We start from the raw sequence: 13,535 nt of genomic DNA, 5'->3' as shown, positions 1-13,535 counted from the left end.
ACCCAATTATTTGATAATTTTGATAGAAGCTGTCATACCAACACGAAGCTGTAATTCATCAGGAATATGGTCTAACTTCACTTTAATTGGAATACGTTGCGCAAGGCGAATCCATTGGAAATTTGGGTTTACGTTGGGCAGCAAGTCATTACCGGTACTCCCATCTTGTTTTGCGATACCAAAACCGATGCTCTTAATGTGACCTTCTAACTGGATTTTGTTGTGCATCATTAACGTTACGTATGCTTTGTCTTGCGCGTCAACGCCAACAAGATCCGTTTCTTTGAAATAACCTTCAATCCAAAAGCTATCCTCATCAATTAACGCGACAACTGGCGAGTTTGCGACTGCTTGAGAACCCTCACGAAGGCTTAGATTAGTGATATAACCATTAGTTGGTGCATACACCTTTGTATACTCAAGGTTAAGTTGTGCTTCTTCGACGTTTGCTTTAGCTAGCTGAACGTTCGCGGAGGAAGTCTCAACCGCATTACTGAGGTTGTTTAGCGTTAAAACTGGTATAGCACCTGGCGTTCTTTTTTCTAAGTTAAGTGCGCGTTGCTCTTCATTCTTTGCTTTGGAAAGTAATGCTAAGGCTTGTTTTTGAGACGCTAAGGCCTTGTGATAGGCGGCTTGGTAAAGGCTTGGGTCGATTTCGAACAGAATATCGCCTTTGACCACTTGAGAGTTATCATCAATATGGACTTTGGTTACTTGGCCTGTAACACGTGGTGTTATAGAGACAATATAAGCACTGACCTGGCCGTCTCTAGTCCAAGGGTTGCTTGAATAAGATTGGTAATAGCTATAGATGACAGTACCAGCGGCTGCGAATAATAGGAGTGTAATGAGATAACGTTTTATCACAGGAATTGCCTCAAAAAATGGTAATAAATTGGCCGACGATGCCAGTAAAAATGACGATTAGGCTCAATTCAGCTAACGCAGGAAACGCGACATATTTATGAAGTCCTAATCTGGTTGTGATTGAGCCGGTTAATATCGTCAACACATAAGCCAATGCGACAACCAGTAACAGCGGTGGAAAGTAAACCTCTCCCCATACGAGCTCATGCGGCATGGTGTTCATGGTTTTGTTCTCTATTTGTTTGATGAATGGAACGATACGGTAGTTAGGCTGAACGTGATAATCGTGTTTAGAGGACCTGATCCATCAATAGGCGTAATCGACTTTCTATTTGCCGGATAAGCCTATCAATACGAAGTGAAGTGGATACGTAAAGCGAGGTTGTCAGATGTATAAATAGAGGTAAGAAACAAATAACGGTTACTTTTAAAAATATCTACAAAATTCAAAACAATTATTTTTATTGTAACTCACTGTAATATAGTGAAATCTTCATTTCTAAAATGATGATGTCGCTTAATTATTGAACATGCGATGATTGAGTCCATCAAAAAGGATTACATTGAATACTCTTTTCTAACTAATATTCGTCTCGAAGCAACGAGATGCTTTAATAATCCAACAAATATCATTACTAATTTATTCGTTCGATTATTTATTCCTTAATTTAACATAAGAGTAAATTTGTCATGGACATCATTTCTAATCTATTTGATATGGCCCCATTTGTCGCTCTATTTATTACACTCTCTCTCGGTTATATGGTCGGTAAGATTACCATTGGTCGATTTGTTTTAGGCGGTGTTGCCGGGACATTATTAATGGGTGTAATTATCGGACAATTCGGTGTTGATATTGACCCAGGCGTGAAAAGTATTTTCTTTGCGCTATTTATATATGCAGTTGGTTATCAAGGTGGTGCTCAGTTCTTTAAAGCACTTAACTTTAGAACCATCAATATATTACTTTCAGCTGTCGTGATGACAGTGTCGGGCTTACTCTGTGTATTAGCTGCCGCATGGTTATTTGACCTCGATAGAGGTACGGCTGCAGGCCTAGCCGCTGGTGGTCTCACACAGTCTGCAATTATTGGTACCGCTGGTGATGCTATCGCTCGCCTTGGTGGGGTATCAGAAGAAGCAAAACACCTAATGCAAACCAATGTTGCTGTCGGCTATGCAGTAACTTACATCTTTGGTTCTTTAGGTCCAATCCTAATGGTTACCTGGGTATTCCCAACACTGATGAAGTGGGACATTCGAGCTGAAGCGATAGCCTTAGAAGAAAAAAACTCTAGCGGTAAACGCGAACTGGCACCTGGTGAATTTAATGCGGTTACGGCATTAGTTACCCGTGCGTTTAAAGTCAGTTTTGGAGACAAGTTAGTCGGAAATACCTTAGCACAGTTAAATGACACATCGCTTTCTGCTTGTATTGAATTGATTGAGCGTGATGGACATGAGCTTAATGCGGACAAGTTCACAGTACTCAAAGAAGGTGACATCATCGTTGTTACCGGTCGTAGAAATGCGGTTCAAGAGTTACAGGGTAGCGCTCATGGCAAAGAAGTATCTCTCCCTGAAAGCTATGAAATTATAGAAGAAAATCGACAGCTGATCGCAGATAACCGTAAGCTTGTCGGACAATCTCTTCGAGAGATCAAACAACACTCAAACGAAGGTTTATATCGTGGTGTTTACATTACTGATTACATCCGTGAAGGCGTACCGCTTGCATTGACACCGGAATTGGTTGTTAAGAAAAATGACATTATTCAAGTCACTGGTACTGCAAATGATATTAATCGCGTAGAGAAAAATATTGGACAGCGCATGGGCTCAGCAAGCATGACTGACTTTGTGATTCTTGGTTTGGGTATGGTTGTTGGTCTGCTTATTGGTTTGATTAGCTTTAAAATCGCTGGTATCCCAGTAACGATCGGCTCTGGTGCAGGTTGTTTGATCTCTGGTTTATTCGTTGGCTGGATTCGTAGCAGAAACCCTCACATTGCACAGTTTCCAGTTGGAGCCGTTAACTTTATTCGTGACTTTGGCCTGGCAGCTTTTGTTGGAATTGTTGGTCTGCAAGCAGGACCACAAGCCGTTGACACCATCAAAGAACACGGTATGTCATTATTGTTCTTAGGTGCTGCTGTAACCATTATTCCGCAACTTATATCATTCTTCTTTTCATACTTTGTGTTGAAAATTAAGAATCCGGTAGAAGCATTAGGTTGTGTGACTGGCGGACGCAGCGCAAACCCTGGCTTTGCGGCATTAATGGAAAAAACAGGCAATGCAACACCTGTATTTACTTTCACAGTAACTTACGCAGTAGCTAATGTCCTACTTACATTGTGGGGCCCCATCATCGTCGGTGTAATTACTTTAAACGCAGGCATGTAAATAATAAACAGTATAACTTATCGGCTAAATATTTGGTCGATAGGGTAAGTATTCCCAAAATTTAGTAAATATATAATTAGGTAAATATTATGACTACACAAAATACAGTAATCGACTTCTCAAAATTCGAAGATTTAAGCCCATTTGAATTAAAAGATAAACTAATCGAAGTAGCACAAACAGTGCCTGACCGCGCGCTATTAGATGCTGGTCGTGGTAACCCTAATTTTTTAGCGACACTACCACGTAAAGCGTTTATTCGCCTTGGTGAATTCGCTGTTAATGAAGCAGAACGTAACTATGCATACCTTGGTGGTGATTTTGGTGGTATTCCTGACGGCGTAGGTATTGTTGAGCGTTTCGATACATTTGCAAAAGAATACCAAAACGACAAAGGTGTTCAGTTCATCGAGCGCGCACTAAGCTACGCAAAAGATCGTCTAGGCATCCAAAAACAAGCGTTCCTAAACGAACTCGTTCTCGCTTACCTTGCGTGTAACTACCCAGTACCACCGCGTATGTTGGTAAACATTGAGAAAGTAGTTAAACAATACATCGCTGAAGAAATGTACGGCCCAACACCAATGACAACAGATTTTGATTTGTTTGCAACGGAAGGTGGAACCGCTTCAATGACTTATACATTCCAAACGATGTTTAACAACGGCTTACTTAAAAAAGGCGACAAGGTTGCGTTGATCACACCAATCTTTACTCCTTATTTAGAAATACCTGAACTTTCTGAATATGAGCTAGAGATCGTCGAACTACGCCTTGATGAGACAACTTGGCAACTACCAATGTCTGAAATTGAAAAACTAGCAGATACAGACATTAAACTGCTTTGTGTCGTTAACCCGGCGAACCCGGCATCAGTGAAATTTTCGGATGAAACGCTAGATAACTTAACAAAATTTGTAAATGAGCAACGCAACGATCTATTTATCATTACCGACGATGTATACGGCACGTTTGCTGACGATTTCGTTTCTCTATTTGCAAAACTACCATACAACACACTTTGTGTTTATTCATTCTCTAAGTACTTCGGTGCAACTGGCTGGCGCTTAGGTACTATCGGGATTCAGCACAAAAATGTATTCGACGACACACTGAGCTCATTCAGTGAAGAGAAACAATGTGAGCTTGATGACCGTTACAAAACGTTGTCTCCTGAACCTCGCGACATCAAATTCATCGATCGTATTGTGGCAGATAGCCGAAGCGTTGCATTGAACCACACTGCTGGCTTGTCATTACCACAACAAGTGCAAATGGCAATGTTTGCCCTAACATGCCTTATGGATTCTGAAGGCAGCTATAAAGCGGCGTGTAAACGCATCATCCGTGAACGTTACATTACGCTTTACAAAAACATGGGTCTTGAAGTTGAAGAGAACAAAGATCGCGTTGATTACTACACACTGCTTGAGCTGGATACTTTAGGTGGCAAGTTGTACGGCGACGCGTTTGTCGATTGGTTCAAATCAAATGGCAAAGGTAAAGATTTCCTATTCCGTCTTGCGCATGAAACGGGCGTTATTTTGCTGCCAGGCAAGGGTTTCGACACGGTACATGCATCAGTTCGTGTATCACTCGCTAACCTAACTCACCATGAATACGAGCTAATTGGCCGCGCGACTCGTAAAGTACTTGATGAACACTTTGTTGAGTTTCAAGGCTAATAATCGCTAATGAGTTAGTGGTTCTATTCACTTACCGGTCCTATTAACTCAACGGTTTACATTATAAAGAATAAGCCTCGACACCGTCGGGGCTATTCCGACCAAATAAGCACAGTGAAATCCAATTAATCTGTTGTGTTTATTTAGTCGTCAATCGATCTCACTAAAGAAGAGTGACCTATGAAAAGTATTATCTCGATCCAATCTCATGTTGTTTATGGTCACGCTGGTAATAGTTCAGCAGTGTTTCCGATGCAGAGAATGGGGCTAGATGTATGGCCGATTCACACTGTACAGTTTTCCAACCACACACAGTATACACAGGGTTGGACTGGGCAAAAGTTTACATCAGATGACATTCGAAACTTGATGAAAGGGCTTGATAACATTGACTCTTTGCGAGCATGCGGCGCTGTATTATCGGGTTATCAAGGGAGTGCAGACCAGTGTCGGGCTGTTGCTGAATCAGTAACTTTAGTCAAAGAACGCAATAAAAATGCTTTGTATGTATGCGACCCAGTAATGGGTGACCCGGACAAAGGTTGCATTGTTGATGACGGTGTTAAGGCAGCGATTGTCGAGCATCTTTTACCCATCTCTGATGTCATTGTTCCGAATCAATTTGAACTTACGGAACTTACGGGTATCAATATCAACTCTTTGTACGATGCAGTGACCGCATGCAAAAAAGCGTTAGAACTGGGCCCGAAAATCGTTCTAGTAAAACATCTCCATTCATTACCTGACGAAGCTTTCAGCATGATCTTGGCGACACCTAAAGCCTGTTATCTAGCTCAGCGACCAAATATCGATTTTCCTAGACAACCTGTAGGTGTTGGTGACCTAATTTCAGGGCTGTTCACCGCATGTTTAGTTAAACGCATGTCGCCTGTTGCCGCTTTTCGTCACGCACATAATGCGGTCTATGGGGTATTAGAAGTAACTAAAAGTTATGGTACTTGGGAGCTACAAACCATCAATGCTCAATATGAATTCGTAGAACCAACGAGTGATTTCAATGTTGTTAAAATTGCATAGCACCTTATCGGGTGTTTTTTCGAAGGGTTACATCCTACATACGTGATTATTTAAACTCGTCGATTCGTTTTATATTTATTCGACAGAAGAAACGGACTTCATTTATTTCTTACCCTTGAAACAAAACTCTGGAAAGCACCGGAGAAGATGAAATGAGTCCAAATATGAATCGCCGAGTTTACTCTGTTTTTACTGTCCTGCTGTCCGCCTTCTTAGTGGCGTGTAGTTCTCCTCACACCTTAGATGCAAGAGTTTCTAAGGATAATTATCGAGACGTAACGGTTGCAGCGACACCTTCTCATGAGCCATTACGTACGTGGGCGAATGAAACCCCTGATTTTCTCTATTCTGAATATAACAAAACAACCCCGATTAAGGTGAGTGGCGAACATTTAAATATACTCGCGCTTTCTGGTGGAGGGGCGAATGGGGCATTTGGGGCTGGAGTTTTGATGGGACTAAAGGAGTCAGGACAACTCAAAGACTATTCAATTATCACAGGCATTAGCGCGGGGGCGTTGATTGCGCCGTTTGCTTTCATCGGCGGAGATGCGCTACGTGATATGAAAAACGTCATGCTCGACATAAACGACGATGCAATATTAGGGAAAAAGAATTTTCTAAACACGGTTTTCAAAGACGCCTTTACTGACGGTGAACATTTATACCAATTCATTGCCAATGCTTATCCGGAATCAATGATCGACCAAATCGCTCAACAACATCGAAATGGTAAACGCCTATTCATTGGTAGTACGCATTTTGATTCCGGAGAATTGGTTATTTGGAATTTAGGCGCCATTGCTAACAGTGAACGACCAGATAAGGCGGAACTCGTATACAAAGTGTTAGCCGCAAGTGCTTCAATCCCCGGGGTTTTTCCACCGCAGTTCATCAATGCAGAACTAGACGGAAAGACATATGAAGAGTTGCATGTTGATGGTGGCCTTGCTGCTCAAGTGTTTTTTAATCCATCAAATTTTGATTATACAAAGATATCTGAAGCGTTAGACCTCGAAACACCTCCCCAATTAGACGTAATTAGAAATGGGGCTCTTAAAGCGCCTTATCATCGTTTACAAGATAAGGGGTTGGATTTGGTAGCAAAAAGTTTAACAAGCTTGACGTTGGCACAGACGCGAGGAGACCTTTATCGAATGAAATACTTCAGTGAACTGAATGACATCAAAATGCAATTTACCTATATCGAAAAAGACTTTGGATTTGCCAAACGCTCAAAAGACATGTTTGACGAGCACTACTTGAAAGCAATTTATCAATACGGCTTCAATAAAGCGACTCAAGGGCAGCTTTGGGTCACTGAATTACCACAATAAAAAGAGCAAAGAAATGAACAACACAACACTGGCGTTACTATTACTAAGCATGTCAACGAGCGTTATGGCGCAAAACCTAACGAAAGCTGAGCAACATCACGTAGATAACCAAATGCAACAAATGACACGAGTACATGAAGATTCGGCCATTATTATGATTGATGAGAATTCGAGTTATGTTTCTATTGAATACGTTGGCGAATGGACAGAGATAAACAATTACGTTTCTCATGATGAGGCAAACGCGCTGCAACTACAAAAAGTGGGCAAAAAATTTGTTTACTCACAAACTGGCGATAGCCTCGAGTTCTTAGAACAAAAGTTAATGGAACATATTGAGAAAGATCGCCCGAGCTATTTCAGTGTTGATGTATACCGAGATTATCATGGAGACTCAGGTGAATTTAATTACTTAGCGCGTGTCATCGAATATAAATAAGCGTTCTATAAACCTACTCAATTCAGTAGGTTTCTTTTCTATCCAGCATGTTAGTCATGGCGTTATTTTCGTTGCTTAGTAGCAATTACGCGTTCTTGTGATAGTTTAAATACATGATTCGAGAAAAATTAGTACTTCATTATGAACTTTAGTATTGAACAACTTCTTGCTTTTGTGACTGTCTATGACCAACTGTCTTTCAGCAAGGCAGCAGTCAAACTTAACAAGCATAGAACGACAATCGGGCAGGTTATAACTAATCTTGAAGACCAACTCGCGGTAAGCCTATTTGAAAGGGTTGGACGCTCTGTAAAGCCGACGGAAGATGGTCATCATCTGTACCACTACGCTAAGCAAACGATTGAACAGGCAAGAACATTCGACAAGGTGGCTTTGAGCTTGTCTTATGGCGGGTTGGAAAACATCACCTTTGCTTATTCTGGTGTGATACCTCATCAAATGCTTTTGGATATTCGAAAGAAACTGCGTCGTGATTTCCCGATGATGCGAGTGAACTTTTTAATTCGAAACAAAAAGGATATTAAGAAGGGCCTTCAAAGCGGAGAATACCACTTTGGACTAGTCAATGTGCATGACAGCCGTGGTATACACAGCTTTGATGCGACTTTTCTAGGTCACATTGAATTTTCCCCATTCGTTCAAAAAAATGGTGAGTTCTCATCTTTGGCGAAAGAGGATGTACTTTTAGCGTTAAGAAATTCAAAGCAGTTTATCTTGAGATCGTTTATTGAGGAGGGAATGTCAGAAAAAGTAACCATCAGCTCCGATAACGAAGAAGTCGATCAATTGGCGTTAGTTATTAAAATGGTTGAAGCCGGTTTAGGGTGGGCATTGTTACCAAAAACGTTTGCTCATTCTGAATTTTCCCATTACGACATTGAACCTATACAGTCGTCTGAAATGCACCAAGGATTCAAATTCGGTTTTGCGCTTTGGTGCCATCACTCTAAGCAAATGAGGGAAGTAAAATTATCGGTTTTATCTGTTATAAAAGAACATGTTGATCGAGTATTGAAGCGAGATTAGCAGAGCAAGAACGTAAGTAACTTATTAATAGAGGCTCATTTATATGAGCCTTTTGCGTTTCTGTCATCTAGAAAGTTCTTTAATTTTGTAGGGCGACATCCTCCATATGGGAGTAGGGCAAATATACAAAGCTGGTTATTATGCCCGTGCTGATGAGGAACTCTCTTAGCAGCAAAAAGTTCTTAATTTCAATGTTTATTGCACGGAAGCAAACTTTCAACCGAGGCTCAGTCCTCGGTTTTTTTTTGAGGCAATTTATATGAATCGCTGTGGTGTGCTTGCGTTATTCTCAAGCTCCTTATTGACCCCTTTTACTTCTATGGCATCCTTTTACGACCCAGTGGACGGTCAGTTTGATATGGGGCATCACATCGCGGAAAATGCGACTGGATTCTTACCCATACCTATCTTAATTACAGAACCTGCCGTTGGGTACGGTGGCGGTGTTGCTGGGTTGTTTCTACATGAGAGTGAAGAAGAAAAACGTGTCCGTAAAGAAGCTGCGTTAAAGGCTATTGATGGAGGGGCGCAACTCGTTCCGTCTGCGATGAGTGTCGTAGGTGCTTTGGGGACTGAGAATGATACTTGGTTTGTATTCGGTGGCCATAGACGATCTTGGGTGAATGATTCAATACGTTATATTGGTGGTGGTGGTTTTGGTGTTGCGAATCTTGATTTATATAAGCAGCTTTCTCTTGGCGGGAAAGAGTTAGACCTTAAATTTGGTACAAAAACGTCAGTCGCTGTACTGTCGCAAAAGGTGCAATTTAGAATTGGAAACACGCCCTGGATGATTGGCGTGAAACAGTTATTAGCCAAGTCTAAAGTTGAATCTGATAATCGCTTGATTGATAAGTTAATGGAACTCACTTTAGGCACAGAGTCGGTGACATCAGGCTTAGGTATTGAAGCTGAATTTGATACAAGAGATAACTTGTTCTATCCAAAGAACGGGTACCGGTTTTCAGCGGACTACATGGTTTTTGATGATGCTATTGGTAGTGATTCAAACTACCGTAACTTCAATATTGAAGGCGAAGGTTACATCCCAGTCGCAGAAAAGTGGACGCTTGGGCTAGCGGGTAATTATCAAAGCTATGAGCAAGATGATGGGTTCGTTTCTCCAACAGCCAAGCCATATGTTGAATTAAGAGGTGTTTCCTCATTTCGCTATCAGGGAGATGAAATTGAGACACTTCAAGGGCAGCTAACTTACAGCATAAGCCATCGTTGGAACGTATCAGGCTTCTATGGATCAGGAAAAGCATCAGAGCGAGCTGAACAAAGTAACAAGGTGAGCGCAGGTGGAGTAGGCTTTCGTTATCAAATTGCTCGTAGGTATGGTTTACATATCGGGATGGATTACGCACAAAGCCATGAAGAAAGTGCCGTCTACTTTAATATAGGCAGTGGATTCTGACAAAAAAATTGGTTTGAATTTTCCAATCAAAAAAGGCGCTAATTATTCATTAGCGCCTTTTAGATTTTGTTCAGCTAAGAGAAGAATTACTTCTTACGGCAGAACTCAGCGATTACGTACATTGATTGACCGCCGTTTGTTTTACCAGAAACAAGCTTAGGATCGTCACCAACGCTGATGCCACGGATAACAGTACCTTGCTTAATCACTTGGTTAGTACCTTTGATTGGCAGGTCTTTGATTACTGTTACGTCGTCACCTTTTTTAAGTTCAACGCCGTTCACATCAAGAGGCTTGTCATCAGCAGACATGCCGATTTGTGCCCAAACTGATGTTTCTTCTTCAAGGTACATCATGTCTAGCGCGTCTTGAGCCCAGCTTTCAGAGTTCAGACGAGTAAGTTGACGCCATGCCATTACTTGAACTGGCGCTTCTTGGCTCCACATGCTGTCGCTTAGACAACGCCAGTGGTTGATATCTTTTGGATCGTCAATCTCACCCAGGCATTTGTCACATACCATGATGCCGTGATCCACTGTTACGTGGCTGTGTGGCGGTACTGCGTATGCAGTAAGAGAAGAATCAGAACCACATAGTTCACATTTAGATTGGCAGCGTTCTAGCATAGTAGCTTCAGAAGACATAATGGACTCACATTTATTAGGTATTAAATTACGGGGCTATTATCCACTTTATTTACAATAAAGAAAGAGGTCGTACGGTATTCTGTCTTGATTAATTTTAGCTGAGATCAACCATTTGTGTTTTAAGGTTCTATGCAAACGGTTAACTAGGGACGATGGGGTGTCGATAGATACAAAAATGCCAGCGGTTAGGCTGGCATTTGGTTTAGTTAAAAAGCTTAAGTCTTAGTTATTCCAATAAAACATCCGGTGCTGCTGCATCAAGGCTATCCGATTCTAAGAAATCAGCTACTTGAGCTCTCATTGATAGGGTATGAGTGGCATCAGAAAGGTCTGCTTGCGGTCCGATGATCGTGGAGTGCTTTGCTATTTCGTTATATTGAACAAACACACGATTCCCAGTTGAAGGGCTAGCTTTTGTTGAGTCAGTCAATCCTAACGTCGAATCTAACCCTTCAGAGCCAACAAATGAAGCTGTATATGATAACGGTGCACCATTATCATCATTGCCATTGTTTGGTACCGTTTCATCATTTTGCGACTGTATCAACAACGTTGGATAGCTAGAGCTAAATGATGACAGGTCCTCAGTGTTTGCTAGTGAATGTGGATCGACCGTGTCAATAAGGGTTTGAGCGGCGACTTTAAATGCAACTAATTCAGTTTCAATTGCTGCGGCGCTAGTTGGATTTTCCTTAGCAAAAGCGGTGTAACAATCACCATCTTTAATGTTGTTGGTTGCACAAGCTGTCGCGACTGAATCCTTGTAAGCCGTATTCAGCTGTTTAGCCAAATTATGTTTAATTTCAGGGCCAAAGGTTTCCGATGCGAACAACAATTCAGCAATGTGTCCACCTGAATTAGCATATACCGCCGAGCTAAATTTATGTGTGCCAGCAATTTCTGATGTAGCAACAGAAGTAAATCCGGTAATGCCACCCAATGAGTGACCCATAAACTTAACGGTTGTGTCTTTTACATCAACTCCGGCTAATGGTGTACCAGTAAAATCATTACCCACTTTTTCAAGTGCCATACGAAGACCTATTACATCAAGCGCACTTTGACGAATATTGTCACGGGCAACAGGCAAAGCACTTAGATTCAAGTAGTACAGTGCATTATCGTTAGTTGATATAGCACCGCCAGCAAGCGAACGCGAGCCATGAATAGGGTGATCAATCGCTATCACTGCAAGACCCTCGGCCGTTAAATTAGCAGCGAATGCATACGCGTTTTCTTTTACAGAGGTAATACCGTGCTGATAAATGACTACACCTGAAGGCGTGCCAGTTGTGGGTGTAAACAAAAGCACATCAACAGCTTCAAGTGATTTAATTTGTGGTATTGGTGAATACTGAGTGACAATGCGATCACTATCTAGAGCTGTTCCACTTGCGTCCTTTGTGAGTGTTTTTCCCATTAAAGTCGTGACATCAGCTGCGCTAAGGTTTGTTGGGTCTAATCCCAATTTAACCAACTCTCCACCAACGAAAGAACTTGTAGAGCTATCCGTTAGTGCGCTTTTGATAACAGCTAAACTGTCCAACGCTGAGGCAAATGGTGTAACAGAAAACTTACTTGGATCTGTTTCCAAGAAATAAGGAAGCTGAATGGTACCTTTAGTCACATTTACAGTTGTAGTACTGATAACACCATTAGAGTAGAGGAGGTTTATTCCGCCAATTAAGGTCGCAGTTTCTGTAGCGTCATCATCTCCGAGATATTTCTTGAAGTTTGCATCGGCAGCGATTGCTGTGGCAAACGGAACTGTTGATGAAGAATCTAGGCTAAGATTATAAGCGTTTGACAGATCGACACTATTTGGGTTTGCGCTGCCATTCCAATAAGTCGAAAGTGGGGCTCCAGCATCAATCATTCCACCAATCAACGATGCTGTAGAGGCAAGTACATCGCCAACGGAAGTTGTAGTGAACCAAGCTGAATAGACAATTTTATTGGCGTCAACACCGACAGCAGCTGCTATTGCTTCTTGGCCTTTAATTAAAGTTTGCGCACTCGCTAGATCTCCGGTGGTGTATGTTTTCGTTGCTGTTTTGAGAGCCGCATAGCTTTGCGATGTACCTACTGGGTTACCATTTACATCTGTAACGTCATCAGTAATAACAAGCAAATATTCAGACTTCTCATCAAAAGGAGTATTCGGCGTAATTGCTAGATTTGAGCCTACTTTGTAAACTGTGTATTCAGAGCTAGCAACAGGTGTTGGTACTTGAGCCGCTGTGGATGTGTCTGTTAGCTTTTTTGAAAGCTTCAACAATGTAACTCCAGAAGTAACAACTCCAGGGGTATCACCAAAACCATCACCTTCAAACTCGATGTAAATTGGCATGCTTGTCGAAAAACCATCGGCATAGTTCAGTGCTGCTTTTGGGTTTGAAATGCTCTCGTCTCCACCAGTAGGGATCGCTAACGTTCCATCTGTAGAGTCGAATAATAGGTTATTACTTAAAGGAACAGATGCGTTACTGCCTTGCAAGAGCATTTTTTGCGTTGTAGCTCTTGCTAAAGAAGTTTCTAAATAAGCTTCGAGTTGTTGGTTGCTTGTCCCCGAGCTTTCAGTATTGTCACCACAACCTGCTAGCAGAATCGCGGAACATAATAGAGATATCTTAAAGTTACGTTTCATGA

The 13,535-nt window shown here is 41.6% G+C and carries 11 protein-coding genes; 7 read left to right on the top strand and 4 right to left on the bottom strand.

All coding sequences use genetic code 11. From position 1 onward, the window contains the following. Positions 1 to 6: 6 nt before the first annotated feature. Complete coding sequence (locus L3V36_RS13305) at positions 7 to 867, bottom strand: HlyD family secretion protein (RefSeq protein ID WP_017092840.1); 861 nt, start codon at positions 865 to 867, stop codon at positions 7 to 9. Between the two features lie 10 nt (positions 868 to 877). Further along, positions 878 to 1,090 carry a DUF1656 domain-containing protein gene (locus tag L3V36_RS13300; RefSeq protein WP_017079206.1) on the bottom strand — a complete coding sequence of 71 codons (213 nt, stop codon included), beginning with the start codon at positions 1,088 to 1,090 and terminating at the stop codon, positions 878 to 880. Positions 1,091 to 1,557: 467 nt separating this feature from the next. Here L3V36_RS13300 and aspT point away from each other — a divergent pair, with 467 nt between their 5' ends. The 7 genes from aspT (at position 1,558) to L3V36_RS13265 (ending at position 10,239) form a co-directional block, all read left to right on the top strand. Then, positions 1,558 to 3,273, top strand: a complete 1,716-nt coding sequence (gene aspT, locus L3V36_RS13295; RefSeq protein ID WP_102500772.1) for an aspartate-alanine antiporter — start codon at positions 1,558 to 1,560, stop codon at positions 3,271 to 3,273. A gap of 89 nt (positions 3,274 to 3,362) precedes the next feature. After that, positions 3,363 to 4,958 carry a bifunctional aspartate transaminase/aspartate 4-decarboxylase gene (locus L3V36_RS13290; RefSeq protein ID WP_017081112.1) on the top strand — a complete coding sequence of 532 codons (1,596 nt, stop codon included), beginning with the start codon at positions 3,363 to 3,365 and terminating at the stop codon, positions 4,956 to 4,958. 180 nt (positions 4,959 to 5,138) lie between these two features. Next, positions 5,139 to 5,996 carry a pyridoxal kinase PdxY gene (gene pdxY, locus L3V36_RS13285; protein WP_017079209.1) on the top strand — a complete coding sequence of 286 codons (858 nt, stop codon included), beginning with the start codon at positions 5,139 to 5,141 and terminating at the stop codon, positions 5,994 to 5,996. A 164-nt stretch (positions 5,997 to 6,160) separates the two neighbouring features. After that, positions 6,161 to 7,333 carry a patatin-like phospholipase family protein gene (locus tag L3V36_RS13280; protein ID WP_208774847.1) on the top strand — a complete coding sequence of 391 codons (1,173 nt, stop codon included), beginning with the start codon at positions 6,161 to 6,163 and terminating at the stop codon, positions 7,331 to 7,333. A 13-nt stretch (positions 7,334 to 7,346) separates the two neighbouring features. Continuing rightward, positions 7,347 to 7,772, top strand: coding sequence for a hypothetical protein (locus L3V36_RS13275; RefSeq protein ID WP_017087681.1), 426 nt, complete (start codon positions 7,347 to 7,349; stop codon positions 7,770 to 7,772). A gap of 141 nt (positions 7,773 to 7,913) precedes the next feature. Then, positions 7,914 to 8,819, top strand: coding sequence for a LysR family transcriptional regulator (locus L3V36_RS13270; protein WP_017081109.1), 906 nt, complete (start codon positions 7,914 to 7,916; stop codon positions 8,817 to 8,819). Between the two features lie 259 nt (positions 8,820 to 9,078). Next, the gene (locus tag L3V36_RS13265) at positions 9,079 to 10,239 is read left to right on the top strand and encodes a BamA/TamA family outer membrane protein (protein WP_208774845.1); all 1,161 of its coding nucleotides are present in this window, start codon (positions 9,079 to 9,081) and stop codon (positions 10,237 to 10,239) included. 86 nt (positions 10,240 to 10,325) lie between these two features. Here the strand turns inward: L3V36_RS13265 and L3V36_RS13260 are convergent, their stop codons facing one another. Together L3V36_RS13260 and L3V36_RS13255 are read right to left on the bottom strand one after the other, a co-directional pair. Then, positions 10,326 to 10,883, bottom strand: coding sequence for a PhnA domain-containing protein (locus tag L3V36_RS13260; protein WP_004730927.1), 558 nt, complete (start codon positions 10,881 to 10,883; stop codon positions 10,326 to 10,328). Between the two features lie 229 nt (positions 10,884 to 11,112). After that, entirely contained in the window at positions 11,113 to 13,533 is a 2,421-nt protein-coding gene (locus L3V36_RS13255; RefSeq protein ID WP_208774843.1) for a VolA/Pla-1 family phospholipase, read from the bottom strand. Between the last annotated feature and the right edge of the window lie 2 nt (positions 13,534 to 13,535).

The organism is Vibrio sp. G-C-1 (assembly GCF_021728015.1).
GTDB lineage: Bacteria > Pseudomonadota > Gammaproteobacteria > Enterobacterales > Vibrionaceae > Vibrio > Vibrio splendidus.
The sequence above is the reverse complement of the archived record's forward strand: the minus strand, read 5'-3'. Positions and strand labels throughout refer to the sequence as shown.

Coding starts and splice junctions, on each gene's coding strand:
- L3V36_RS13300 (WP_017079206.1), bottom strand. CDS start 1,090: ATGAACACCATGCCGCATGAGCTCGTATGGGGAGAGGTTTACTTTCCA.
- aspT (WP_102500772.1), top strand. CDS start 1,558: ATGGACATCATTTCTAATCTATTTGATATGGCCCCATTTGTCGCTCTA.
- L3V36_RS13290 (WP_017081112.1), top strand. CDS start 3,363: ATGACTACACAAAATACAGTAATCGACTTCTCAAAATTCGAAGATTTA.
- pdxY (WP_017079209.1), top strand. CDS start 5,139: ATGAAAAGTATTATCTCGATCCAATCTCATGTTGTTTATGGTCACGCT.
- L3V36_RS13280 (WP_208774847.1), top strand. CDS start 6,161: ATGAATCGCCGAGTTTACTCTGTTTTTACTGTCCTGCTGTCCGCCTTC.
- L3V36_RS13275 (WP_017087681.1), top strand. CDS start 7,347: ATGAACAACACAACACTGGCGTTACTATTACTAAGCATGTCAACGAGC.
- L3V36_RS13270 (WP_017081109.1), top strand. CDS start 7,914: ATGAACTTTAGTATTGAACAACTTCTTGCTTTTGTGACTGTCTATGAC.
- L3V36_RS13265 (WP_208774845.1), top strand. CDS start 9,079: ATGAATCGCTGTGGTGTGCTTGCGTTATTCTCAAGCTCCTTATTGACC.
- L3V36_RS13260 (WP_004730927.1), bottom strand. CDS start 10,883: ATGTCTTCTGAAGCTACTATGCTAGAACGCTGCCAATCTAAATGTGAA.
- L3V36_RS13255 (WP_208774843.1), bottom strand. CDS start 13,533: ATGAAACGTAACTTTAAGATATCTCTATTATGTTCCGCGATTCTGCTA.